Raw genomic sequence first — 24,194 nt, 5'->3', positions numbered from 1 at the left:
CGGCGGATGACGCGTCTCTCGCATCTCACTATGCGCAATTTCCTGATCGCGCTCCACGACTTGCTGGCAACCACGGCGGCGCTGTTCGCCGCCTTCTATCTGCGCTTCGAGGGCGGCCAAGGCTTCTTCGATCGCCTGCCGCTCCTGTTCCAGATCCTGCCTTACTTCCTCGCCTTCAGCGTGGTCGTTTTCTTCATCTTCAACCTGACCACGACGAAATGGCGCTTCATCTCGCTTCCTGATGCGTTGAACATCATCCGCGTCGCGACGGTGCTGACAGTTGCCCTCCTCGTGCTCGACTACGTCTTCGTCGCTCCCAACGTCCGCGGCGCCTTCTTTCTCGGCAAGGTGACCATCGTCCTCTACTGGTTCTTCGAGATCACCTTCCTCAGTGCGGGGCGCTTCGCCTACCGCTATTTCCGCTATACGCGGGTCCGACGTCACGCGAGGCACGAGGACGCCGCGCCGACGCTGCTGATCGGCCGGGCCGCGGATGCCGAGGTGCTGTTGCGCGGCATCGAAAGCGGGGCGATCAAGCGCATCTGGCCGGCCGGCGTGCTGTCGCCGTCGGGCGCCGATCTCGGGCAATTCATCCGCAACGTGCCGGTGCTGGGCGGCATCGACGATGTCGAAGACGTCATCGCCGACTTCGCCAAGCGCAACAAGCCGATCGGGCGCCTCATCATGACGCCGTCGGCGTTCGAGCCGGAAGCGCATCCGGAATCGATCCTGATGCGGGCGCGCAAGCTCGGCGTGATCGTCAACCGCATGCCTTCGCTCGAGAGTGGCGATACGCCGCGGCTCACGGCCGTCGCGGTCGAGGACCTGTTGCTGCGGCCGAGCGAGAAGATCGACTATGTACGCCTCGAAGCCCTGATCAGGGGCAAGGCGGTGATCGTCACCGGCGGCGGCGGCTCGATCGGTTCGGAGATCTGCGAGCGCGTCGTCGCCTTCGGTGCCGCGCGCCTCCTGATCGTGGAGAATTCCGAGCCGGCGCTCTATGCCGTCACGGAAGCGCTCGCCGCGCACGGCTCGGCCGCTGCGATCGAGGGGCGGATCGCAGACATCCGCGACCGCGAGCGCATTACGCGTCTGATGGCCGAGTTCAAGCCGGACATCGTGTTCCATGCCGCCGCGCTCAAGCACGTGCCGATCCTCGAGCGCGACTGGAGCGAGGGCGTCAAGACCAACATCTTCGGCTCGATCAACGTTGCCGACGCAGCGCTCGCTGCCGGCGCCGAGGCAATGGTGATGATCTCGACCGACAAGGCGATCGAGCCGGTGTCGATGCTCGGCCTGACCAAGCGCTTCGCCGAGATGTACTGCCAGGCCCTCGACCATGATCTTGCGGCAGGGAGCGGCGGCGCCAAGCCGCCGATGCGGCTGATCTCTGTCCGGTTCGGCAATGTGCTGGCGTCGAACGGCTCTGTGGTGCCGAAGTTCAAGGCCCAGATCGAGGCCGGTGGTCCCGTGACGGTGACGCATCCCGACATGGTGCGCTACTTCATGACCATCCGCGAGGCCTGCGATCTCGTCATTACGGCGGCAACGCACGCGCTCGGAACGGTGCGCTCGGACGTCTCGGTCTACGTGCTCAACATGGGCCAGCCGGTCAAGATCGTCGATCTCGCCGAACGCATGATCCGCCTCTCGGGCCTTCAGCCCGGCTACGACATCGAGGTCGTGTTCACGGGCATGCGGCCGGGCGAGCGCCTGCACGAGATCCTGTTCGCATCCGAGGAGCCGACCCGCGAGATCGGCGTTGCCGGCATCATGGCCGCGCAGCCGAACGAGCCGCCTATGCAGACGCTGCGCAAGTGGATCGCGGCGCTGGAGCAGGCGATTGCGCGCGACGATCGTGCCACCATCAGGACCATCCTGAAGGATGCGGTTCCGGAATTCGGGTCGACCGCGGCCTGACCATGCAGTCTCAAGGCAAGATCGTCGTCGCCAGCCAGCATTATCCACCGGATCCGAGCACGACCGCCGCGATCATGGCCGAGATCGCCTGCCGTCTCGCCGAAAGCCACGAGGTCGTCGTTCTCTCGGGTTCGCCCGGTGCGTTGCCGGCGGCGCAGACCGGCCCGGGCCGGCCGCGCGTCGTTGCGATCAAGAACCGGATGCCAGGGAAGGCGGCGCTGGTGCGGCGCGGCATGTCCGAACTGTTATTCGTGGCGCGCACGTTTTTCGCCTTGATGCGGGAGCTGAGGCGAGGTGATGTCGTACTCACGGTCACTGCGCCGTTCATGCTGCCTTACGCGGTCGCGGCGGCGGCAAGGCTCAAGGGCGCGCGCTCGGCGCTGATCATGCACGACCTCTTCCCCGACGTGCTGGTGATGGCTGGCCTGCTCAAGCCCGGTTCGATCGTGACGAGGACAATGCGTGCGGCCAACAGCCTGATGTTTCGCGCGCTCAATGCCGTCATCACCATCGGCCGCGATGCGGAGGGGCCGCTGCTGAGCTATTCGGGGATGACGCGGAACAAGATCCGGTTCATCCCGAATTGGGCGACGCTCGTGCCCGCGCCGCGTCCCCTGACATCGGATAATCCGTTCCGGCGGACGCTGTCGGCCCGCTTCGTCGTCGGCCTGTCAGGAAATCTCGGCTTCACCCATGATCCGGAGATCGTGTTCGAAGCGGCGCGCCTGCTCAAGGACGAGGCGGACATCCACTTCCTGCTCTCCGGCTGGGGCATCGGCTTCGAGCGGCTGAAGCAGTTGCAGGCGGCCGCGAACCTGTCCAATGTCTCCTTCGTGGCGCGCGTGGAGGATGCCGAGCTCGAGGCGTTTCTGGCGTCCGCCAATCTCTGGATCATTCCGTACCGGAAGGACGTCGCGGGGGTGTCGGTGCCGAGCCGGTTCTACAATCTGCTGGCGGTCGGCCGTCCCGTGGTGCTGGTCTCCGAGCCGGAGGCTGAGGCCGCGTTGACTGTGGTGGAGAACGGACTCGGCTGGGTCGTGACGCCGGGCCGCGCCGATCGGCTCGCCGAGGCGATTCGTGCAGCGTCCCGCTCCGACGCCGCCGCCATGGCAGAGCGCGCGGTGAAGGCGGCATCGCGATTCGACCGGACCGTCGCGATGAGCGCCTATGCCGGTCTGATCGACGAATTGTTGCGCAACCCGGACCTGGCGGAACAACGATGAGCGAGCGCAAACCGGTCGTGCCGGTGACGGGAGCGAGCCGCTTCGTCGGCCGTCATGTCGCGCCCGCGCTAGCGCGCGAGGGATGGTCGGTCGGGCGCGCGGTCCGCAGCCCGGTGGGCATCGACGACGAGGTCGTGATCGAATCGATCGGTCCCGATACGGATTGGCAGCCAGCGCTCGAAGGTGTCGACGCTGTCGTCCATTTCGCCGCCCGAGTCCATCACAAGCACGATGAGCACGCGGTCCAGCTCTATCGCAACGTCAACATCGCCGGCACCCTGCAACTGGCGCGCTGCGCGGCGGCGGCCGGCGAGCGCCAATTCGTCTTTCTCAGCACCGTTCTCGGGCACGGCCGCAGCAACGAGGGCCGTCCGCCGTTCAGCGAAGACGATATCCTGACGCCGCGCGGCCTCTATGGCATGTCCAAGGCCGCGGCCGAGGCGGGCTTGAGGACGCTCGCGCGCGACTGCGACATGAATATCTCGGTGATCAGGCCCCCGCTGGTCTACGGTGCGGGCGCTAAGGCAATTTCGCACTGCTCTCGCGTGCAGTGAACGTGGGGTTGCCGCTTCCCTTTGCCACGATCCGCAATCACCACGCCTTCCTTGCCGTGCAGAACCTGTCGTCGTTCATCCTGCGCCGGCTCGCCCATCCTGACCCTGCAAGCAATTTCGAGATGTCGCCAGACCTGCTCGGCACGATCGGCCGGCGGGATACGCATGACAGCCCGATCGGCTCGCTCGAGCTCGACGTTTCCAAGGCGATGGCCACCGGCTGGCAGCCGCAGGTCTCCCTCGACGAGGGTCTACGGCTCGCGCTGTCTAATCAGGACGCCTGAGGACGGGAGAAGCGCCGCAGGACGAATCCGATCGCGACTGCGCCTGCGCTAAGCGCGAAGGAGGTGACGGCCATCGATCCGGCGCGAACGGTGAGGATGGCGAGCGCAGCGAGGACGAGGTTGAGCAGAAAGACCTCGCCGATCACCCGCGGGACTGAAAAACCGTTGTCGGTAGCGCGCTGGTAGAAATGCGTGCGATGCGCCGACCAGAACGGTTCGCGCCGCGCGATGCGCCGTAGTAGAGTGAGGGTCGAATCCACGAGATAGTAAGCCGGCAGCAGCAGCGCCGCAGCGGCTTGTCCGCGCCAGGCGAGCTCCAGCAGGCACCAGCCGAGCAGAAGGCCGATCGGCAGGCTGCCAACGTCGCCCAGGAACACTTTTGCGACCGGACGGTTGAACGGCGCAAAGCCGAGCATGCCGCCGCACAGCGTCGCGGCGATCAACGCTGCCGGCCACGACACCTCGCCGAGCCATCCGAGCAGCAGCAGGGCCGCTGTGACCGGCACCACTTCCGCCACCGTCATCAGGTCGAGCCCGTCCATGAAGTTGACGAGGTTCACGAACCAGACGCCGGCGATCAGGATGAGGCTGCGCTCCAGCGCAAGCGGCAGCGCCGGCACGATGCGCGCGGTGTCGGGCGCGGTGAACACGACCGCGCCGACGGCCGCGGCTTGCAGCCCGAGCCGCAGCAGCACCGGCAGCGACACGATGTCGTCCGCAAATCCGACCAGTGCGATCAAGACCGTCGCGGCGATGAGAGCCGGCGGGATCGTGACGCCGGCAAAGGCGGCCCAGACCGAGGCGACTATGAGGGTCGCGGCGATCACCGCGATGCCCGCGCCCTGCGGGGTCGGGATGCGATGCGAGGACCGCGCATTCGGCCGCGCCAGCGCGTAGCGCTGGAGCAGGGGGCGGCTGGTCCAGGTGATGAAGGCCGACATCAGTGCGGCGATCGCAACGGCCAGCAGCGAGGGCATCGCGGCGAGAGCGTCAGTGGCCTGGTTCACTCCGGCACTCCGATCGGGGCGGATCCTTGCGCGGCTTTCTCCGCGCTCAGGATCCAGACGAGGCCGCCGAACGCGCCGACGATGAACGAGACCGCGCCGAACAGGAGCGAGACGTTGACGCCTTCATTCGCAGCGAGCCCGGCGAAGCCGAAGGCCAGCCCCATGGTCGCCTCGCGCACGCCCCAGCCGGCGATCGAGATCGGCATCAAGGTGATCAGCATGACCGGCGGAATGAGCAGGAATATCTGCCCGAAGCTGACCGGCGCGGCAATCGACTGCACCACGCACCAGGCGATGACGACGGTGAGCACGTGAACGACGAACGACAGGATCGCGACGATCGGTCCGCGGGTCGGGCTAAAGATCACGCGGTTGGCGATCACAGCGCAGGCGTGGATGTGGTGGGTGGCCCACCAGGTCTTCAGCCACGACCATTTCAGCGCGCCGAAGATCAGGAAACCGAGGCCGCCTGCGAGGGCCACGAGGTCGAGGAGCAGCAGCGCCGAGCGTCCGTTCGGATCGGTGATAAGCCCGTAGCTCCAGGGCAGGCTCGCGACGATGAGGATTGCGAGCGCGATGAGGCCGATCGCGCGATCGACGAAAATGGAGTAGGTAGCCGTACGCCATCCCGCGCCGGCGCGCGCGACCAGCCACAGCCGGACCGCGTCGCCGCCGATCGCGGACGGCAGGGTCTGATTGAAGAACGCGCCGATCACGTTGTAGCGCATGGCACGGCCGAGCTCGAGCGGCGCGCCGCATTCGGCGCTGATCTCGCGCCAGCGCAGCACGCCGACGAAGATTTGCAGGAACGTGACTGCGATCGCCATGGCGATCCAGAACAGGCTGGTCGCGGTGAAACGCGAAATCAGTTCGGACAGATCGACCTTGCGCAGCGCCAGATAGAGCAGCGCCGCGGAAATCAGGATCTTGGCCGTAGACAGCAGGATTCGGCGCATCTCGCCCGCATGAACAGGGGTTTGCGAAGATTGAGGCAACCCGACGCAGGGCGCCGAATTCGGCCGCTGTGGTATGGTTTTGGCGCCGATCTTGCAATAGGCGATATGAACGGCCGATATGAACAGCCGTTGTGAAGAGCCGCTATGAGGAGCGAGGGGCTATTGCGACCCCCTCGATACGGCGGCTAAAGAGGCGCCGCGGGCAAAGGATCTCTTGGGAACACGATGACGGATCAGGCGATTTTGGTCACGGGTGCCGCCGGCTTCATCGGCTTTCACGTCGCCCGGCAGCTTCTGGCCGAAGGCCGGCCCGTCGTCGGGCTCGACAATCTCAACAGCTATTACGATCCGGCACTGAAACAGGCGCGTCTGGAGCTGTTGCGCAGCGATTCCCGCTTCTCCTTCGTGGCGGCCGATCTTGCCGACCGCGAGACGATCGCAGCGCTGTTTGCGCGGCACGGATTTGCCAAGGTCGTGCACCTGGCAGCCCAGGCCGGCGTGCGCTACTCGATCGAGCATCCGCACACTTATGCTGATTCCAATCTCCAGGGCTTTCTCAACGTGCTCGAGGGCTGCCGCAACAACGGCTGTCGTCATCTCGTCTACGCTTCGTCATCCTCCGTTTATGGCGCCAACACCAAACTGCCGTTTGCCGTGCAGGACCGGACCGACCATCCCGTGAGCTTCTATGCTGCGACAAAGAAGGCGAACGAATTGATGGCGCAGTCCTACAGCCATCTCTACCGCCTGCCGGTCACGGGCCTGCGCTTTTTTACCATTTACGGCCCGTGGGGCCGGCCCGATATGGCCATGTTCCTGTTCGTGAACGCCATCATGGCGGGCCGCCCGATCCGGCTCTTTAACCATGGCCGGATGCGCCGCGACTTCACCTATATTGACGACGTGACCCGTGTAGTGTCCAAGCTGATCGATCGGGTGCCCGCGGATGACCCGGCTGCCGCAAATGCGCCGTCTAAGGTCTACAATGTCGGCAACCACCATCCGGAAGAGCTGATGCATGTCGTCGGACTTCTGGAGCAGGAGCTGGGTCGGACGGCGATCAAAGAAATGCTGCCGATGCAGCCGGGAGACGTTTTGGAAACGTTCGCGGATGTCGAGGATCTGATGCGAGACACCGGCTTTGCGCCGTCAACGCCGATCGCGCACGGTGTCCGTAATTTTGTCACCTGGTATCGGGACTACTTCAAGGTTTGAAATGACGATGGACAAACGCATTATTCCCCTGATCATGTGCGGCGGCGCCGGCACGCGGCTGTGGCCGGCTTCGCGCGAGGTGCGCCCCAAGCAATTCCTGCCGCTGTTCGGCACACGCTCGACCTTCCAGGACACGCTGCTGCGCGTCTCCGATCCGTCGCTGTTCGATCGTCCGATTGTCATCACCAACGCGTCCTACCGCTTCATGGTGCTGGAGCAGCTCGCCGAGATCGGCATCGAGGCCGACGTGATCCTCGAGCCGATGCGGCGCGACTCCGGCCCTGCGATCGCCGCCGGTGCGGTGTTTGCGCAGAACCGCGACAGCGAGGCGATCGTGCTTGCGCTCGCCGCCGACCACGTGGTGCGGGACAATGCCGCCTTCGTCGCCGCGTGCCGTGAGGGCCTTGCCGCTGCGAACGCCGGGCGCATCGTCACCTTCGGCGTCAAGCCGGAGCGGCCGGCGACCGAATACGGCTATATCAGCCCGGGCGAGGTGATCTCCGGTGAAGTGCACGCAGTTGCGCGCTTCGTCGAGAAGCCGGACGCCGTGACGGCGGCCGACTACGTCAATTCGGGTTATCTCTGGAACAGCGGCAACTTCATGTTCCCGGCTGCTATCCTGCTCGACGAATACCGCAAGGTGGATGCGGCGAGCGTGGAGGCAGTTTCCAATGCGGTCACCAATGCCGGCCGCGATCTCGGCTTCGTGACGCTGGAGCCGCAGGCTTTCGGTGCAGCGAAGGCGATCTCGATCGACTATGCAGTGATGGAGAAGACCTCGCGCGCCGCCGTCGTGCCGGTGTCGTGCGGCTGGTCCGACGTCGGCTCCTGGCACGCGGTGTGGGAATTGTCGCAGAAGGATGCGCAAGGCAATGCTGCGAACGGCACTGCCGTATTCGAAGATTCCCGCAACTGCAACGTCACCACAGACCAGGCGCTGGTCGCGCTTGAAGGCGTCGACGATCTCGTCGTGGTCGCCACCGCAGACGCGGTTCTGGTCTCGCGCCAGAAGGATGCCAACGGCCTGAAGCGTCTGGTGACCAAGCTCAAGGCGGTCGCACCGAAGGTGACCGAGGAGCATTTGAAGGTGCATCGGCCCTGGGGCAGCTATCAGTCCGTCGACAATGGCGAGCGCCACCAGGTCAAGCGCATCGTGGTGAAGCCGGGTGGGCGGCTGTCGCTTCAGAAGCACCACCACCGTGCCGAGCACTGGATCGTGGTCCGCGGTGCCGCCCGGGTAACCGTCAACGAGACCGTGAAGACGGTGCACGAGAACGAGTCAATTTACATTCCGATGGGCGCGGTCCACCGGATGGAAAACCCCGGTAAAATCATGCTGGAACTGATCGAGGTCCAGACCGGGAGCTATCTCGGGGAAGACGACATCATCCGGATTGAAGACGACTATCAAAGGTCGTAACCAGCACACTCCGAATCACGCCACCCGGGCCGAAAGAGCGGTATCTTTCAGCGGCTTAAGGTCCGGGGCGTGTAATTTTTTGAATCAAATCGTGTCCGGTTAACCATGCCGGCATTCGCCACAAATGTGGCGTCCGTGCTAGAAGCGGGCCCGGGGATTTGCGTTGAATCGGGGTTCTATCAGATGAGTTCCATAGGCTCTGCACCGGCAAAGGCCGGCTTGCGCGTCGGCGTCATTGGCGCGGGCGTGATGGGCAGCAACCACGCACGCGTGCTCGCGGGTCTTCCTGGCGTCAGCCTCGTCGGCGTGGTCGATCCATCGCCGGTGCACCTGACGCGCACCACTGAGCTCGCCAACTGCCAGGGTTTCGAGACGCTCGACCAGCTCTTCGCCGCCGGCGTCGATGCCGTCACCATTGCGGCGCCGACGCATCTGCATCACGAGGTCGCGCTCGCCTGCATTGCCAGGAACATCCACGTCCTGGTCGAGAAGCCGATCGCCTCCACGGTCGAGGAGGGCCACGAGATCGTCGCCGCCGCGCAAAAGGCCGGCGTGACGCTGATGGTCGGCCATGTCGAGCGCTTTAATCCGGCGGTCGCCGCCGTCAAGCAGGCGATTGAGGGTGAGGACATCCTGTCGATCGCGATCACGCGCGTCGGCCCGTTCCCGCCGCGCATGTCTAATGTCGGCGTCGTCATCGACCTCGCCGTGCACGACATCGATCTGATCCGCTGGTTCACCGAATCCGACATCGTCGAGGTGCAGCCGCAATTGTCGAGCGCGGTCGCCGAGCGCGAGGATATCGCGCTGCTGCAGTTCCGCACCGCCAACGGCGTGCTCGCGCACATCAACACCAACTGGCTGACGCCGTTCAAGGCGCGCAGTGTCACGGTCGCGACCCGCGACAAATACGTGATGGGCGATCTGCTGACGCGCCAGGTCACCGAGTGCTTCGGCTTCAAGCCGGACGGCAGCTATTCGATGCGGCATCTGCCGGTCGGCCATGACGAGCCGCTCCGCGCCGAGCTCATCGCGTTCCTGAAGGCCGTGCGCCATGGCGAGACGCCGGCGGTGACCGGCGACGAGGGCGTTGCCAGCCTCGAAATTGCGACTCGCTGCCTCGAGGCGCCATCGCGGCCGGCGGCCATGGCGCCCGCCCGCAAGGGTCCGCGCCGCGTTGCCGGCTAATCCTTATCCATGTCGACCGCTCAAAACTTGCAGGAAAATCAGCAAGGCGCCATGAACCAGCATCTGCGTTCCGAACCCATTCCCTTCATCGACGTCGGCGCGCAGCGCCGCCGGCTCGGCGCCTCGCTCGATGCCGCCGTCAAGCGCGTTCTCGACCATTGCCAGTTCGTCAATGGCCCTGAAGTCACCGAGCTCGAGGCGCAGCTTGCGGCCTATTGCGGCGCCAAGCACGTGGTGGCCTGCGCCAGCGGCACCGATGCGATCCTGATGGTGCTGATGGCGAAGAACGTTGGCCCCGGCGATGCCGTGCTGTGCCCGTCCTTCACCTTCATCGCAACCGCTTCGCCAGTGGCGCGGACCGGCGCGACGCCGGTCTATGTCGATGTGGATGAGGCGACCTTCAACATGAGTCCGGAGTCCCTGAAGCGCGGCATCGCGACCGCCCGCAAGGCCGGCCTCAAGCCGGTCGCGGTCATTCCGGTCGACCTGTTCGGACAGCCTGCCGATCACGACGCCATCGCGGAAATCGCGAAGGCCGAAGGCCTGTTCGTGCTCGATGATGCCGCACAGGGTTTTGGCGCGAGCTACAAGGGCCGCAAGCTCGGCACCCTGGCGCTCGCCACCGCCACCAGCTTCTTCCCGGCCAAGCCGCTCGGCTGCTTCGGCGACGGCGGCGCGATCTTCACCGACAACGACGAACTCGCCGCTACGCTGCGCAGCATCCGCGTGCACGGGCAGGGCGTGGACAAATACGACAACGTCCGCCTCGGCCTGACCGGCAGGCTCGACACCATGCAGGCCGCGATCCTGATCGAGAAGCTGAAGATTTTCGACGACGAGATCGCCGCCCGCAACAGGGTTGCGGAGCGCTATGCGCGAGGCCTCAGCAACGTCGTCACCGTGCCGCGTCTTAGCCCCGGCAACACCTCGGTCTGGGCGCAGTACACCATCCGCCTGCCTGAGGGCACCGACCGCGACGGTTTTGCCGCCGCGCTGAAAGCCCAGGGCGTGCCGACTGCGATCTATTACGGCAAGTCGATGCATCAGCAGACCGCCTACAAGCAGTATCCGGTCGCAGAGGGCGGGCTGCCGGGCTGCGAGAGCCTGTCGCAGGACGTCATCAGCCTGCCGATGCATCCCTATCTGACCGAAGCCGACCAGGATCGAATCATCGCCGCAGTGCGCGGCGCGCTTACAGCCTGATTTCGCCGTTTTGCTGTGCGAGCTCTTCCTTTAGAAGGGAACGATGCTCGGGCGGATTTTCACGGTTGGCGGATACACGCTGCTCTCGCGGCTGACGGGATTTGCCCGCGACATTATGCTTGCGGCGATCCTCGGCGCCGGCCCCGTGGCCGACGCCTTTTTCGTGGCGCTGCGGCTGCCCAACCATTTCCGCGCGATCTTTGCCGAGGGCGCGTTCAACGCGGCCTGGGTGCCGGCCTACGCGCACGTCCATGGCGAGCGTGGGGAGGCGGCCGCAAGCCTGTTCGCCAACCGCATCTTCACGCTGCTGCTCGCCTCGCAGGTCGTGCTGCTGATCGTCGCGTGGCTGTTCATGCCGCAGGCCATGAGCATCCTGGCGCCCGGCTTTTCCGAGGACGCCGAGCAGCGCAAGCTCGCGATCGAGCTGACCCGGATCACCTTTCCCTATCTCCTGCTGATCACGCTGGTGACGCTCTATGGCGGCATGCTCAACGTGATGCAGCGCTTCGCCAGTGCCGCGGCCGCGTCGATCTTCCTTAACGTTTCAATGATGATGACCCTGGCGCTCGCCGCCTGGTTTCCCAGCGCGGGACACGCCGCGGCCTGGGGCGTCCTGATTTCGGGCTTCCTGCAATATTTCCTGCTCGCGGGTGATCTCGCTCGCCACGGCGGTCTGCCGCGCTTTGCGCCGCTTAGACTTGACGAAGATGTCCGCAGCTTCTTCAAAGCACTCGGGCCGGCAACACTGGGCTCGATGGGTACGCAGGTCGCGCTGTTCGCCGATACCATCATCGCGACCTTCCTGCCCGCAGGCGCGCTGTCGGCGCTCTATTATGCCGACCGGCTCAACCAACTGCCGATCGGTGTCATCGGCATCGCCATCGGGACCGTGCTGCTGCCGGAGATGTCGCGGCGGATCACGGCCAACGACCATGACGGCGCGCTGAAGGCGCAACGCCGCGCTTTCGATTTCACGCTGCTGTTCTCGGTGCCGTTCGTCGCGGCCTTCATCACCGTGCCCGACGCGATCATGCGTGCGCTGTTCGCCCGCGGCGCGTTCTCGAAGGCCGATGCCGCCGCCGCGGGCGCCACGCTCGCGGCCTATGCCATTGGGCTTATCCCCTTCGTGCTGATCCGTAGCGCGGTCGCGACCTTTTACGCGCGCAAGGATACGGCGACGCCGGTTCGCGCCTCGCTGACCGGCATCGCGGTCAACGTCGCCCTGAAGCTTGCCTTGATGGGATCGCTCGCCCAGATCGGCCTGGCGCTGGCAACAGCAGTTGGTGTCTGGACCAATCTGCTGCTGGTGCTCTTCTTCGCAGTGCGGCGAGGCTTTCTCGTCCTGGACCGCGCCTGGCTGTTGTCGCTCGCCAAATTCCTGCTGACCGGAATCATCCTGGCCGCCGCCTTCTGGCTGATCGCGCGTTTCAGCGCGGCCTCTTTCGCCTCCATGCACGCCTTCCGGGACGAATTGACGCTGGCGCTGCTCGCCGTCGGGGGCACAATCGTCTACGCGCTCGCGATCCTCGCGCTGTTCGGCCGCAACTGGCTGGTCTCGCTGGTGCGCAACTAGAGCCATTTCCGTTCCGATGGAATCGGAACGGGGCTCTAGGCTCTTATTCTGACGCGTTTTCTTGACGCGAACCGGTATCCGCTTCGCTCGAAAACGCTCTAGGCCGGCCCGATTCAGCCAACGTTGGTCAGTCAGCCTTTCTGATCGGCTGCCGGAGAATCGTCTTGCGTTTCTCGGGCTCCGTCTTGCGCGGGTCGCTCAGATAGATTTCATGGTGCGGTCCAGCGAATGTCAGTCCCTCCGCGGGCATCACCTCGTCGTGAAGCCTGGCAAGTATCGGCGCCTCGTCGTCGTAGCTGCCGACATGCAGCGTTTGCAGGCTACGTCCTTCATCGAGAGACTCAAGGCGCAGCGTTTCCGGCGGCGGCTCGCCGCGTTTCCCATGTGTCTTCGTGACGGCCTCGTCGTACAGCGGCCGGCTGACGAAGTCCGGCACCATGATCATCATCGTCCACTTCCAGCGATGCTTGCGGCGGCTGACGAAATCGGCGGGGTCGTCGGCCCACCAGAGGCCTTCGAGCGGCGGAATGACGTAATCTCTTCCAGATCCAGCCTTGGAGGCAAACTTCATCGCGTAGCTCACGGAATAGAGCCATTCGATGGCCTGCGCATAGGCCGGCTCGCGGTTCGGGTCGCCTTTGCCGTCTATTTTGACGAATTGCAGTGCCGGCACGTCGACGGCAGCAAATCTGCCGGTCGGCGCACTGTAAAGCTTCGAAAGCGTCTTCTTGAAATCGACCTTGACCACGGTTCTACCTTTTTGCCACCTCGGACGTGCCCGGTCCCACCCCCGGCCAGGCGTGCCGTAAACAGTAACGGGCACCGCTGCAAGTGGTCGGCTCCTCATCGTGCACGGCGAAAGCCGTTTGCACTGCCACTTTTTCCACGGCAATATGCCGGCAAAACAACCATGAGGACATGGAGCGAAAATGGCTGCCCCCATCAAGTTCGGCGTTGGCCAAAGCGTGCTGCGCAAGGAGGATGACGCACTCATCCGCGGCAAGGGCCGCTATACCGACGACTATGCGCCGCAGGCTGCTCTGCGCTGCTTGATGCTGCGCTCGCCGCACGCTCATGCCAAATACACCATCGATGCGAGCCGCGCCCGCACGTTGCCTGGCGTTGCGCTGATCCTGACCGCTGACGACGTTAGGGATCTCGGCAATCTGCCCTGCCTGTTCAATCTCGAGACCGATCCGTTCACCGGCCCGCCTTACCCCATCCTCGCCAAGAACGAGGTGCGCCATGTCGGCGATTCCATCGCCTTCGTCGTCGCCGAGACCATCGACCAGGCCCGTGACGCGATCGAGGCGATCGACGTCAAATGGAGCCCGCTGCCGGCCGTGACCGGCGTCGTCAACGCCGTCAAGAAGGGCGCGCCGCAGGTCTGGCCGGACAAGGCCAGCAACGTGCTGTTCGACGTCTCGATCGGTGACAAGCAGGCGACCGAAGCCGCCTTTGCCAAGGCGCATGCGGTCGCCGAAATCTCCATCGTCAATCCGCGCGTGGTCGCGAACTTCATGGAGACGCGCGCGGCGGTCTGTGAATACGACGCCAAGCGCGACCATCTGACGCTGACGGTCGGCAGCCAGGGCAGCCATCGCCTGCGCGACATCCTCTGCCAGAACGTGCTCAACATCCCGACCGACAAGATGCGGGTGATCTGCCCCGATGTCGGAGGCGGCTTCGGCACAAAGCTGTTTCCGTACCGCGAATACGCCCTGATGGCGGTCGCCGCACGAAAGCTGAAGAAGGCCGTGAAATGGGCGGCCGATCGCTCCGAGCATTTCGTGGGCGACGCGCAGGGCCGCGACAATGTGACCACCGCGAAGATGGCGCTGGCCGAGGACGGCAAATTCCTCGCCATGGATTGCGACCTGATGGGCGACATGGGCGCGTATCTTTCGACCTTCGGCCCCTACATTCCCCATGGCGGCGCCGGCATGCTGCCCGGCCTCTACGACATCCAGGCCTTCTATTGCCGGATCCGCACGATCTTTACCCACAGCGTGCCGGTCGACGCCTATCGCGGCGCTGGCCGCCCTGAGGCCGCCTATGTCATCGAGCGCCTTGTGGACGCTTGCGCGCGAAAACTCGACATGACGCCGGATGCCATCCGCCGCAAGAACTTCATCCAGCCGAAGGCGCTGCCCTACACGACGGCCACAGGCAAGGTCTATGACTCCGGCGACTTCGCTGCGCATCTGAAGCGCGCGATGGAGATCGCGGAGTGGAAGGAGTTTCCCAAGCGCGCCAAGGCGGCCAAGAAGCAGGGCCTGATCCGCGGCATCGGCCTTGCGAGCTATGTCGAGATCTGCGGCGTGATGGGGGAAGAGACCGCGAACGTCAGGCTCGACCCCAACGGCGACGTCACCGTCCTGATCGGCACGCAATCGAGCGGGCAGGGCCACCAGACGGCTTACGCCCAGATCGTTGCCGAGCAGTTCGGCCTGCCGCCGGAGCGCGTGCACATCCACCAGGGCGACACCGACGAGATCGCGACCGGGCTCGGCACCGGTGGCTCGGCCTCGATCCCGACGGGCGGCGTCTGCGTGGAGCGTGCCACGGGTGAGCTGGGCAAGAAGCTGAAGGAGATCGCGGCGCAGGCGCTCGAGGCAAGCGCCGGCGATCTCGAGATTTCGGGCGGCGCCGTCCGCATCGCCGGCACCGACCGCACGATCTCCTTCGCCGATCTCGCCAAGCGCCCGGGCGCAGATCCATCAAAGATGAACGGCAGCGCGACGTTTGCCAGCGCCGACGGCACCTATCCGAACGGCACGCATCTGGCGGAAGTCGAGATCGATCCGGCGACCGGCATCATCAAGGTCGTCAACTATGTGATCGTCGATGATTTCGGCAAGACGCTCAATCCGCTGCTGCTGGCAGGGCAGGTGCATGGCGGCGCCATGCAGGGCATCGGCCAAGCACTGATGGAGCAGGTTGTCTACGGCGCGGGCGACGGCCAGCTCATTACCGCGACCTTCATGGACTACGCGCTGCCGCGGGCGGCCGACGGTCCAGCCTTCGTGTTCGAGACCAACAACATTCCCTGCAAGACCAATCCGCTGGGTGTGAAGGGCGCGGGCGAGGCCGGCGCGATCGGCTCCTGTCCGGCGGTCGTCAATGCCATCGTCGACGGGCTGTGGCGCGAATACAAGATCGACCACATCGACATGCCGGCAACCCCGGAGCGGGTGTGGATCGCCATCAACGAGCACCATCGCCGCCACAGCCTGTGATCTCATAAGGAATGAAATCCACCAAGCGGTGTTGGCCTCAATGATGAGGTCGACACGATTCTTGCGTCGGGGAAAGGGGTTTACGAATGAAGCGAGTGTTGGTTGTTGGAGGAGCGCTGCTGCTTGGCCTGAGTGCAGTCTGGGCGTCGCCGGAATCCGTCAAGCAGGTTCAGACCCTGATGAAGGGCAATGGCAGGAATGCGGGCGCGCTCTCGGCGATGGTCAAGGGCGAAAAATCCTACGATCAGGCCACCGTGGACACCGCGCTGGCGCAGTTCGAGGACACCGCCAAGAAGCTGCCGAGCCTGTTTCCGGACAGTGCGAAGGGGCTCAAGCCCGAGGGCGACTACCACACCTCGCCGAAGGTCTGGGAGGACAAGGCTGGGTTCGAGGCGAAGATCGCAAGCTTCGCCAAGACGGTCGGCGAGGCCAAGACCAAGGTCAAGGATCTCGACACGCTCAAGGCGACGCTGCCCGTGGTCGGCAAGGAATGCGGCGGCTGCCACGAAACCTTCCGCGTGAAGAACGGCTGACGCGTGCCGAATGAAGAAGGGGCGGTTGCGAAGCCGCCGCCCTTTCTTGTTGCGCCGAGTGCAGGCAACTCGGTTACTTCGAATCTTGGCTCGGATGGTCTGCTCGGGCGTCTGTTGCCAAGGGTAAACCAGAGATCGGTGCGATCGGCTCCTGTCCGGTCGTCGTCAACGCGATCGTCGACGGCCTCTGGCGCGAATAAAAGATCGATCACATCGACATGCCGGAAACCCCGGAGCGGATGTTGATCGCGATCAACGGCACCACCGCTGTCACAGCCTCTAAATCATCATCTTTCGGCGCGGGAATAAACGCTCCGCGCGGGGTTCTATTCATGATGGGCCGCGCTGCCCCCGGTGCGGTGGATGGTCCTTTTCCGCAAACCTCTGCGGGCCGGAGGAACAGGCCAATGAAACGGACGATGATTGTCGCGGGCACCCTGCTGTTGGGTGCGGGCGCCGTGATGGCGCAGCAGGAGATCGCGGTTCAGCAGGACAATTTGATGCGGTCGCAGGCCAAGAGCCTGTACACGGTCATCCAGAAGATGACGAAGGGCGAAATCCCCTACAATCAGAAGGCCGTCGACGAAGCGCTGACGAACCTCGAAGCCGACGTCGCCAAGATCGCCAAGACCTTCGAAGTCAATCCCAAGCAGGACGTCGTGGACTCGAACTACGGCGCGTCGCAGAAGGTCTGGCAGAACAAGGCCAATTTCGACTCCAAGATCCCGCCGGTGCAGAAGGCGATCGCCGACGTCAAGGGCAAGGTCAAGAACCTCGCGAGCCTGAAGGCCGCCTATACCAGCATCAACGACCGCTGCACCGACTGCCACGAGACCTATCGCGTGAAGCTGAAGTAGCTGGTCGGCTCGCGCATCCATGCTTTTCGGAGGCTGCCCTCGTGACTACCGGCGAGAATGATCGCTCAGCCGGTTCCCGACGCTTTTCGAGCGGCTGGCTCGCTTGTCTCATTTCCGAGTAGCCAACCCAGAGCTTTTGCGGGGTTCGACCAGCGCACCTCGTCGATCTGTTCGGCGAGCGTCAGCGCATGCGCGGTCAGCACCTCGATGTCCTGAGGATTTGCGTCGGCCTTTTCCAGTACGTCTATGCAGCGGTTGAATGCTGCCAAATCCAGCTGGAGTTGCCCGATACGCGAGTCGTGATGTTTGGCCCCCAAGACCTTCCATGTTCTCCGTACGCGCATTTTCTTCTCCCCATACGCGGTCACGCCTTCGTGAGGGCGGTTTGTGGCGGCAGCACGAACATAGGTGGACGGAATCAGGGATGTTTGCGGGCGGGCGTCCAAGTGGAACCCCGACGGGATTTAGCTCGAAACGATCGCGTGGAGGCGCGGCGGCCTGCGTCATCGAGTTTCGCACCAAACGCACAATTTGTCCGCCAGGCCTGACGGATCGCTGTCAGAAAGCCGCGTATGAGCTATCTTCAACTTTAGCCGCTGCGACGTTGATGAGAGTCGAATGCCGGCGCATTCGAATCCTGATTGCTCCACCATCGCATTTCCAACGCACGGCCAAGATCTGGATCAAGAAAAGTGAGACAGGCCATGGCAAAACCGTTTCCGTCGAAGACCCACATCGGCAACCATATGCTGCATCCCGAAACGTTGATGCTGACCTATGGCTACGATCCGCAACTCTCGGAAGGGGCCATCAAGCCACCGGTGTTTCTGACCTCGACCTTCGTATTCAAGACGGCCGAAGACGGACAGGATTTCTTCGATTTCGTCTCCGGCCGGCGCGAGCCGCCAGAGGGAATGGGCGCCGGCCTCGTCTATTCGCGGTTCAATCACCCCAACAGCGAGATTGTCGAGGACCGGCTCTCGATCTACGAGCGCGCCGAGAGCTGCGCGCTGTTCTCGTCCGGAATGTCGGCGATTGCGACGACGATTCTCGCCTGCGTCCGGCCGGGCGACGTCATCCTGCACTCCCAGCCGCTTTACGGCGGGACGGAAACCTTGCTTGCCAACACGCTTTCGCGTTTCTCGATCAGCGCAGTCGGCTTTGCCGACGGCCTCGACGAAACAGCGGTGACGCACGCCGCAGAGGCGGCGGCGGGCAAGGGCCGGATTGCGATGATCCTGATCGAAACGCCGGCCAACCCGACCAATGGACTGGTCGATATCGCCATGATCCGCCGCATCGCCGACGCGATCGGCCGCACCAAAGGACACGTGCCGATCATCGCGTGCGACAATACCTTGCTCGGACCGGTGTTTCAGCGGCCGATCGAGCATGGCGCGGACCTTTCGTTGTACTCCCTGACCAAATATGTCGGCGGTCATTCCGATCTGATCGCGGGCGCCGCGCTCGGCTCAAAAGCGATCATGAAGGACATCAAGGCGCTGCGAGGCGCGATCGGCACCCAGCTGGATCCTCATTCCTGCTGGATGATCAGCCGGTCCCTCGAGACGTTGAGCATCCGCATGGAGAGAGCCGACAGCAACGCGCACCTCGTGGCGGATTACCTGCGCGACCATCCCAAGGTGGCGAAGGTCCACTATCTCGGTCATCACGAGGAAGCCTCGGCGGCCGGGCGTGTTTTCGCAAGGCAATGCCTCGGAGCCGGATCTACGTTCGCATTCGACATCGTCGGCGGCCAGCCGGCGGCTGTGAAATTCCTGAACGCGCTGCAGATCTTCAAGCTGGCGGTGAGCCTTGGCGGAACCGAATCGCTCGCCAGCCTGCCGGCAACGATGACCCACTCCGGCGTTCCGGCCGACGTCCGCCGCAAGATCGGCGTCCTCGATTCCACGATCCGGCTGTCGATCGGCATCGAGAATCCGTCGGACCTGATCGCGGACCTCGCGCAGGCGTTGAGTGGGGCTTGAGCGCGGTGGGGGCGCGCACTGGCGAGCAGATCGGCGCCTGCGCAGCGGTTGAGCAGCGGTTGATTTGTAGTCCGGATGGAGCGAAGCGAAATCCGGGAAGCACGAAGAAGACCATTGAGACCATCTGCAGAGGGAAGGTCGATCCTCGCCGAACCTGCGATTTCTTGACAGCAAAAAGGCCGGACGCTGCTCCTGAGTCCGGCCTTCGTCGACGAAGCAGCTGTGATGCCTACTTCGTCACCTGGCCGCGGATCTCGCCGCCCGGATTGGCCGCAGTGTGAATGTTGACGTAGAGCTTGCCGGCCAAGAGATCAGCGGCCTGCGCGTCGGTCAGCGTCGCCGAGCCTTCGACCGGGCTGGACGATGCGTTCGGGATCGCAACAGCGACGCCCGCGTTCTTGTCAGTCTCGGCCGGCCCGTGGAAATGCGCGGCCGTTGCCGGGCCGGACAGGCCGGAATAAGTGACCTTCCAGGACAGCTTCTTGCTGGCGGCGTCATAGTCCAGGTCGGCCGTTCCGGTGCCGTTGCTGGTCGTTGCGGGCACCTCGGACTTGCCGCTGAGCGTTGCTTTCAGCTTCTCGGCGCTGGCGGAGCCTGCAAAAGCGACGGCGCCGAGCGCTACCATGGCGATGACGGTCTTGTTCATGACATTCTCCCTGTGGCCTCGTTGAATTGGCAAACTTCCAACAGTCAACGTTTCAGTTTATTCCCGTTTCCTGCGCGTGCGGGCTAAATTCTTCGTGGCTGGAGCGGCCAGGGCATCGGTCATAAGTTCGCCGCAACGAGTGGATGGACCTGAATGTTGCAACGAACAATTTTCGTGGCGCTGCTCGCCGCGGTCACTGCGGCCGGTGTCTATTGGTGGCTCAGCGCGCCGGTGGGGGCGGCCGTCGGGACCGCGCCCGCCCATGTTCCTGATCTCGCCAATGGTGAGTTGATCTTCAACGCCGGCGGCTGCGCGTCCTGCCATGCCGTTCCCGACCAGCCCGATCGTCTCAAGCTCGGCGGCGGCGTCGCGATCAAGTCGCCGTTTGGAACGTTCTACACACCGAACATCTCCTCCGACCCGACCTACGGTATCGGCCAATGGAAAGATACCGATTTCGTCAACGCGGTAATGCACGGGGTCTCGCCAGACGGACGGCATTACTTTCCGGCCTTTCCCTATACGTCCTACCAGCACGCCAGGCGCGAGGACGTCCTCGACCTCTTTGCCTATCTGAAAACGCTACCGCCCGTTGCTGGAAAGGTGCGCGACCATGACGTGCGCTTTCCCTTCGACATCCGGCGCAACATCGGCATCTGGAAATTCCTGTTCATGGACAGCAAGCCCTTCGTCGCCGACGGCACGAAGTCGCCGCAATGGAATCGCGGCGCCTATCTCGTGAACAGTTTTGGCCATTGCGCGGAATGCCACAGCCCGCGCAACGCTCTCGGCGGCATCATCTCCGGACAACGCTTTGCCGGCGGGCCCAATCCGGAAGGCGAGGGATGGGTGTCAAACATCACCCAGAAGCGCCTTGGCGAGTGGAGCGCGAAGGATATCGCCTATTTCCTTAAGACCGGCGAACTGCCCGACGGCGACAGCGTTGGCGGCGGGATGACGCGCGTGATCAAGAACACCTCGCAATTGTCGGACGAGGATCTTGCCGCGATGGCGGATTATCTCAAATCGTTGCCGCCGGTGGATGGCCCGACGCCACCCAAGCGCAAGGAGAAGGAGGCCGGTTAGCTCGCGCCGAACGCCTTGAAGGTGATGATAGTGAGGGTGTCCTGGATGCCGGGCAGCACCTGCACCTTCTCGTTGATGAAGTGGCCGATGTCGGTGTCCTTGTCGACGTAGAACTTCACCAGGAGGTCGTAATGGCCGGCCGTGGAGTAGATCTCGGAGGCGATCTCGGCTTCGGCAAGCGCATTGGCGACCGTATAGGACTGGCCGAGCTTGCATTTGATCTGGACGAAAAAAGGTACCATTGCAGTCACTCCGAAGGCGTATCTGGCGGCTAATAGGCCAAAACCGGCCGGATTTAGCAAGCGAACTTGCCGCCCCCGGGCGCAAGCAAACTTGCCCCCTCCTTGTCCGCCTTGGGCATGCGCGCTAGGACGGATCGTGACCCCGAAAACGCGGAAAATCGCCCCATGACGACGCCCGTGGCGCTCACCATCGCCGGCTCCGATTCGAGCGGCGGCGCCGGAATCCAGGCGGACCTGAAGACCTTTGCCGCGCTCGGTGTCTTCGGCGCCTCCGCCATCACGGCGCTGACGGCGCAGAACACGCGCGGCGTCACCGGCATTCATGCGGTGCCGGCCGATTTCGTCACCGCGCAGATCGACGCGGTGTTCTCCGATCTCGACGTCGGCGCGGTAAAGATCGGTATGGTGGCGCAGGCCGCCAGCATAGATGCGATCGCGGCCGCACTGTCGCGCTGGGCGCCCCGGCATGTGGTGCTCGATCCCGTGATGGTCGCAACCTCCGGCGACCGCCTGCTGGCATCCGAGGCGGTCGCGGCACTTCGCAAAAACCTCATTCCGCTGGCGACTGTGATCACGCCGAACCTGCCGGAGGCTGCCGCGCTGCTGGATGAGCCGATCGCGACCAGCGAGGCCGAGATTGAGAGCCAGGGGCGCCGGCTGCTGGCGCTCGGCTGCCGTGCGGTCCTGATCAAGGGCGGGCACGGTGAGGGCGCCGAGAGCACCGACTATCTCGTCGATTCCACCAGAACGATTGCGCTCGCCGCGCCCCGCATCGCCACAAGCAACACCCATGGCACCGGGTGCTCGCTGTCCTCGGCGGTTGCGGCGGGCCTCGCCAAGCGCGAGGATCTTGAGCGCGCCGTGCGTAACGCCAAGGCCTGGATCAGTGCCGCAATCGGAGCCGCCGACCGATTCACCGTTGGTCATGGCCACGGGCCGATCCATCATTTCCACAGCTTCTACTGACGCTGGCTAGAATCATCCCCCGGCAGCAGCCCCGTGGATCGCGGCGTTAACCCTGTTAACTGTGCAGTTCCATGCCGTTGCGGAAGCCACCGCAGTGCCATGTCGCCTGATTGTCGCATGCGACTGATATTCGCGGGTTGGGCGAGGCGAGGTTTGATTCGTATCTGAGGGTGCCTCACAGGTTCAATCGGTCATCCCCCTGTCACGGGACATAGTTACAGGCTGGCGCATGGGAAGCTACGATGTGAGTGATGAGAGCCCGGAGCGGCGCTTTCGCACGTTGTTCATCTCCGACGTTCACCTCGGAGCCCGCGGTTCGCAAGCTGACCTCCTGCTGGACTTCCTGCGCTACCATGATGCCGATACGATCTACCTCGTCGGCGACATCGTCGACGGCTGGGCGCTGAAATCTAGCTGGCACTGGCCGCAATCGCATAACGACCTCGTCCAGAAACTGCTGCGCAAGGCGCGCAAGGGCGCCAAGATCATCTACATCCCCGGCAATCACGACGAATTCCTGCGCAACTATTATGGCACGCATTTCGGCGGCATCGACGTCGTCGAGAACACCGTGCACACCGGCCCGGACGGCAAGCGTTATCTCGTCATTCACGGCGACATCTTCGACCTCGTGGTGCAGAACGCGCGCTGGCTCGCCCATCTCGGTGACAAGGCCTACGATTTCGCGATCCAGATGAATCGCTTCGTCAACTTCTTCCGGCGCATGTTCGGCGTGCCCTATTGGTCGCTGTCGCAATGGGCCAAGCAGAAGGTCAAGAACGCTGTCAACTATATCGGCGCGTTCGAGCAGGCGCTTGCCGCAGAGGCGCGGCGCCATGAGGCTGACGGCGTGATCTGCGGCCACATCCACTACGCCGTGATCCGCGACGAGGCCGGCACCCGTTATATGAACTGCGGCGACTGGGTCGAGAGTTGCACCGCGCTGGTCGAGCACGACGACGGCCATTTCGAGATCATCACCTGGGCGGATCATTTGCAGAAGCCGGCGCAGGTCCCGCAGGTCGCAGCAAGGGCAGCCTGATGCGTATCCTGGTCGCGACCGACGCCTGGCACCCGCAAGTCAACGGTGTGGTTCGGACGCTGACCAAGCTCGCTGACGCCGCCAAGGCGCTCGGCGTCGAGTTCACGTTCCTGACGCCGCAATCGTTCCGCACCTTCGCGATGCCGAGCTATCGCGACGTGCGCCTTGCAATGCCGCGACCGGCCAGAATCGCTGAGCTGATCGAGGAAGCCCGCCCCGACAGCATCCACATTGCAACCGAAGGGCCGATCGGCCTGATGGTCCGCCGCTATTGCCGCCAGCGCAAGCTGCCGTTCACGACCAGCTTCCACACCCGCTTTCCCGAATATGTCCGCGCCCGCGTGCCGGTTCCGGGCTCGCTGATCTGGCGGGCGCTGCGCCGGTTCCATGCGCCCAGCCTTGCCGTGATGGCGGCGACCCCGGCGCTCGCCCGCGAGCTAGGCGAGCGCGGCTTCGACAATGTCGTGCTGTGGCCGCGCGGCGTCGATACCAGTCTGTTCCATCCCCGCGCCATCGATCTCTGCCTGCCGGCGCCTGTGTTCCTCTCGGTCGGCCGTGTCGCGGTGGAGAAGAATCTCGAGGCGTTCCTCGATCTCGACCTGCCCGGCACCAAGGTCATCGTCGGCGACGGGCCGGCACGCGCCTCGCTCGAAGAGGCCTATCCCGATGCGATCTTCCTCGGCGAGAAGCACGGCGAGGCTCTGGCGGAAATCTATGCTGCGGCCGATGTCTTCGTGTTTCCGAGCAAGACCGATACGTTCGGCCTGGTGCTGCTGGAAGCGCTCGCGAGCGGCCTTCCGGTCGCGGCCTTCCCGGTGAAGGGACCTCGCGACGTGATCGGCGATGCGCCGGTCGGCGCCCTCGATCATGATCTGCGCAGCGCCTGTTTTGCGGCGCTCGACATCTCCCGGCAGGACTGCGTCGAGTTCGCCGCCAACTACACCTGGGAAGCCTCGGCCCGGGCTTTTGTGGACAGCATCCGGGCGGTCGGCGCGGTGCTGCCCGGCCGGAACGGAGCGGAGCCGGCGCGCTTCGTCGCCTGATCGTCGCGC

The 24,194-nt window shown here is 64.2% G+C and carries 22 protein-coding genes and 1 pseudogene; 16 read left to right on the top strand and 7 right to left on the bottom strand.

Annotation, left to right across the window (positions count from 1 at the left end; all coding sequences use genetic code 11):
* Window positions 1-6: 6 nt before the first annotated feature.
* The 3 genes and pseudogenes from AC629_RS05200 (at window position 7) to AC629_RS05190 (ending at window position 3,981) form a co-directional block, all read left to right on the top strand.
* On the top strand, window positions 7-1,920 hold the full coding sequence (locus AC629_RS05200; protein ID WP_084803714.1) for an SDR family NAD(P)-dependent oxidoreductase: 1,914 nt from the start codon (window positions 7-9) through the stop codon (window positions 1,918-1,920).
* A gap of 2 nt (window positions 1,921-1,922) precedes the next feature.
* The gene (locus tag AC629_RS05195; RefSeq protein WP_084803703.1) at window positions 1,923-3,143 is read left to right on the top strand and encodes a glycosyltransferase family 4 protein; all 1,221 of its coding nucleotides are present in this window, start codon (window positions 1,923-1,925) and stop codon (window positions 3,141-3,143) included.
* Window positions 3,140-3,981 (top strand): annotated as a pseudogene (locus AC629_RS05190) (NAD-dependent epimerase/dehydratase family protein). The gene AC629_RS05195 and the pseudogene AC629_RS05190 overlap by 4 nt, the downstream one beginning before the upstream one ends.
* Here the strand turns inward: AC629_RS05190 and AC629_RS05185 are convergent.
* Together AC629_RS05185 and AC629_RS05180 are read right to left on the bottom strand one after the other, a co-directional pair.
* Window positions 3,969-4,988, bottom strand: coding sequence for an MraY family glycosyltransferase (locus AC629_RS05185; RefSeq protein WP_084803702.1), 1,020 nt, complete (start codon window positions 4,986-4,988; stop codon window positions 3,969-3,971). The pseudogene AC629_RS05190 and the gene AC629_RS05185 overlap by 13 nt on opposite strands.
* Entirely contained in the window at window positions 4,985-5,944 is a 960-nt protein-coding gene (locus AC629_RS05180; RefSeq protein ID WP_084803701.1) for a lysylphosphatidylglycerol synthase transmembrane domain-containing protein, read from the bottom strand. The genes AC629_RS05185 and AC629_RS05180 overlap by 4 nt, the downstream gene beginning before the upstream one ends.
* 225 nt (window positions 5,945-6,169) lie before the next feature.
* Here AC629_RS05180 and AC629_RS05175 point away from each other — a divergent pair, with 225 nt between their 5' ends.
* From AC629_RS05175 to murJ, 5 genes are all read left to right on the top strand, one after another.
* Window positions 6,170-7,159 carry an SDR family NAD(P)-dependent oxidoreductase gene (locus tag AC629_RS05175; RefSeq protein WP_084803700.1) on the top strand — a complete coding sequence of 330 codons (990 nt, stop codon included), beginning with the start codon at window positions 6,170-6,172 and terminating at the stop codon, window positions 7,157-7,159.
* A 7-nt stretch (window positions 7,160-7,166) separates the two neighbouring features.
* A complete protein-coding gene (locus AC629_RS05170; protein ID WP_084803713.1) occupies window positions 7,167-8,579 on the top strand; it encodes a mannose-1-phosphate guanylyltransferase/mannose-6-phosphate isomerase in 1,413 nt (470 codons plus the stop codon).
* A 183-nt stretch (window positions 8,580-8,762) separates the two neighbouring features.
* Window positions 8,763-9,767, top strand: a complete 1,005-nt coding sequence (locus AC629_RS05165; RefSeq protein WP_084803699.1) for a Gfo/Idh/MocA family protein — start codon at window positions 8,763-8,765, stop codon at window positions 9,765-9,767.
* Between the two features lie 51 nt (window positions 9,768-9,818).
* On the top strand, window positions 9,819-10,970 hold the full coding sequence (locus AC629_RS05160; protein WP_084803712.1) for a DegT/DnrJ/EryC1/StrS family aminotransferase: 1,152 nt from the start codon (window positions 9,819-9,821) through the stop codon (window positions 10,968-10,970).
* A 43-nt stretch (window positions 10,971-11,013) separates the two neighbouring features.
* Entirely contained in the window at window positions 11,014-12,543 is a 1,530-nt protein-coding gene (murJ, locus tag AC629_RS05155) for a murein biosynthesis integral membrane protein MurJ (protein ID WP_084803698.1), read from the top strand.
* 127 nt (window positions 12,544-12,670) lie between these two features.
* On the opposite strand, the gene AC629_RS05150 is transcribed toward murJ, so the two are convergent.
* Entirely contained in the window at window positions 12,671-13,486 is an 816-nt protein-coding gene (locus AC629_RS05150) for a GyrI-like domain-containing protein (protein ID WP_245331720.1), read from the bottom strand.
* Between AC629_RS05150 and AC629_RS05145 the strand changes: the two genes are divergently transcribed.
* Together AC629_RS05145 and AC629_RS05140 are read left to right on the top strand one after the other, a co-directional pair.
* Window positions 13,473-15,782, top strand: a complete 2,310-nt coding sequence (locus AC629_RS05145; RefSeq protein WP_084803696.1) for a xanthine dehydrogenase family protein molybdopterin-binding subunit — start codon at window positions 13,473-13,475, stop codon at window positions 15,780-15,782. The two genes, AC629_RS05150 and AC629_RS05145, sit on opposite strands and share 14 nt — an antisense overlap.
* A gap of 86 nt (window positions 15,783-15,868) precedes the next feature.
* A complete protein-coding gene (locus AC629_RS05140) occupies window positions 15,869-16,315 on the top strand; it encodes a c-type cytochrome (RefSeq protein WP_084803695.1) in 447 nt (148 codons plus the stop codon).
* A 208-nt stretch (window positions 16,316-16,523) separates the two neighbouring features.
* Here the strand turns inward: AC629_RS05140 and AC629_RS49735 are convergent, their stop codons facing one another.
* Window positions 16,524-16,649, bottom strand: coding sequence for a hypothetical protein (locus AC629_RS49735; RefSeq protein WP_283845627.1), 126 nt, complete (start codon window positions 16,647-16,649; stop codon window positions 16,524-16,526).
* A gap of 73 nt (window positions 16,650-16,722) precedes the next feature.
* Here AC629_RS49735 and AC629_RS05135 point away from each other — a divergent pair, with 73 nt between their 5' ends.
* Window positions 16,723-17,172 (top strand): cytochrome c, encoded by a 450-nt coding sequence (locus AC629_RS05135; protein ID WP_084803694.1) that lies wholly within the window; start codon window positions 16,723-16,725, stop codon window positions 17,170-17,172.
* Between the two features lie 65 nt (window positions 17,173-17,237).
* On the opposite strand, the gene AC629_RS44945 is transcribed toward AC629_RS05135, so the two are convergent.
* The gene (locus AC629_RS44945; RefSeq protein ID WP_143198922.1) at window positions 17,238-17,618 is read right to left on the bottom strand and encodes a hypothetical protein; all 381 of its coding nucleotides are present in this window, start codon (window positions 17,616-17,618) and stop codon (window positions 17,238-17,240) included.
* A 258-nt stretch (window positions 17,619-17,876) separates the two neighbouring features.
* Between AC629_RS44945 and AC629_RS05125 the strand changes: the two genes are divergently transcribed.
* Window positions 17,877-19,160 carry a cystathionine gamma-synthase family protein gene (locus AC629_RS05125; protein ID WP_084803692.1) on the top strand — a complete coding sequence of 428 codons (1,284 nt, stop codon included), beginning with the start codon at window positions 17,877-17,879 and terminating at the stop codon, window positions 19,158-19,160.
* Window positions 19,161-19,389: 229 nt separating this feature from the next.
* Here AC629_RS05125 and AC629_RS05120 read toward each other — a convergent pair whose 3' ends face one another.
* Window positions 19,390-19,806, bottom strand: coding sequence for a CHRD domain-containing protein (locus tag AC629_RS05120; protein ID WP_084803691.1), 417 nt, complete (start codon window positions 19,804-19,806; stop codon window positions 19,390-19,392).
* Window positions 19,807-19,959: 153 nt separating this feature from the next.
* On the opposite strand from AC629_RS05120, the gene AC629_RS05115 reads away from it, so the two are divergent.
* Window positions 19,960-20,892 carry a cytochrome c gene (locus AC629_RS05115; RefSeq protein WP_084803690.1) on the top strand — a complete coding sequence of 311 codons (933 nt, stop codon included), beginning with the start codon at window positions 19,960-19,962 and terminating at the stop codon, window positions 20,890-20,892.
* Here the strand turns inward: AC629_RS05115 and AC629_RS05110 are convergent.
* Window positions 20,889-21,134: an Lrp/AsnC ligand binding domain-containing protein gene (locus AC629_RS05110; protein WP_014493934.1), complete on the bottom strand. Its 246-nt coding sequence runs from the start codon at window positions 21,132-21,134 to the stop codon at window positions 20,889-20,891. The genes AC629_RS05115 and AC629_RS05110 overlap by 4 nt on opposite strands.
* 165 nt (window positions 21,135-21,299) lie before the next feature.
* Between AC629_RS05110 and thiD the strand changes: the two genes are divergently transcribed.
* From thiD to AC629_RS05095, 3 genes are all read left to right on the top strand, one after another.
* Window positions 21,300-22,100, top strand: coding sequence for a bifunctional hydroxymethylpyrimidine kinase/phosphomethylpyrimidine kinase (thiD, locus tag AC629_RS05105; RefSeq protein WP_084803689.1), 801 nt, complete (start codon window positions 21,300-21,302; stop codon window positions 22,098-22,100).
* A 229-nt stretch (window positions 22,101-22,329) separates the two neighbouring features.
* Window positions 22,330-23,142, top strand: coding sequence for a UDP-2,3-diacylglucosamine diphosphatase (locus AC629_RS05100; protein WP_084803688.1), 813 nt, complete (start codon window positions 22,330-22,332; stop codon window positions 23,140-23,142).
* The gene (locus AC629_RS05095; protein ID WP_084803687.1) at window positions 23,142-24,185 is read left to right on the top strand and encodes a glycosyltransferase family 4 protein; all 1,044 of its coding nucleotides are present in this window, start codon (window positions 23,142-23,144) and stop codon (window positions 24,183-24,185) included. The genes AC629_RS05100 and AC629_RS05095 overlap by 1 nt, the downstream gene beginning before the upstream one ends.
* Window positions 24,186-24,194: the final 9 nt, after the last annotated feature.

Source organism: Bradyrhizobium sp. NAS80.1 (assembly GCF_001908205.1).
Classification (GTDB): Bacteria; Pseudomonadota; Alphaproteobacteria; order Rhizobiales; family Xanthobacteraceae; genus Bradyrhizobium.
The sequence above is the reverse complement of the archived record's forward strand: the minus strand, read 5'-3'. Positions and strand labels throughout refer to the sequence as shown.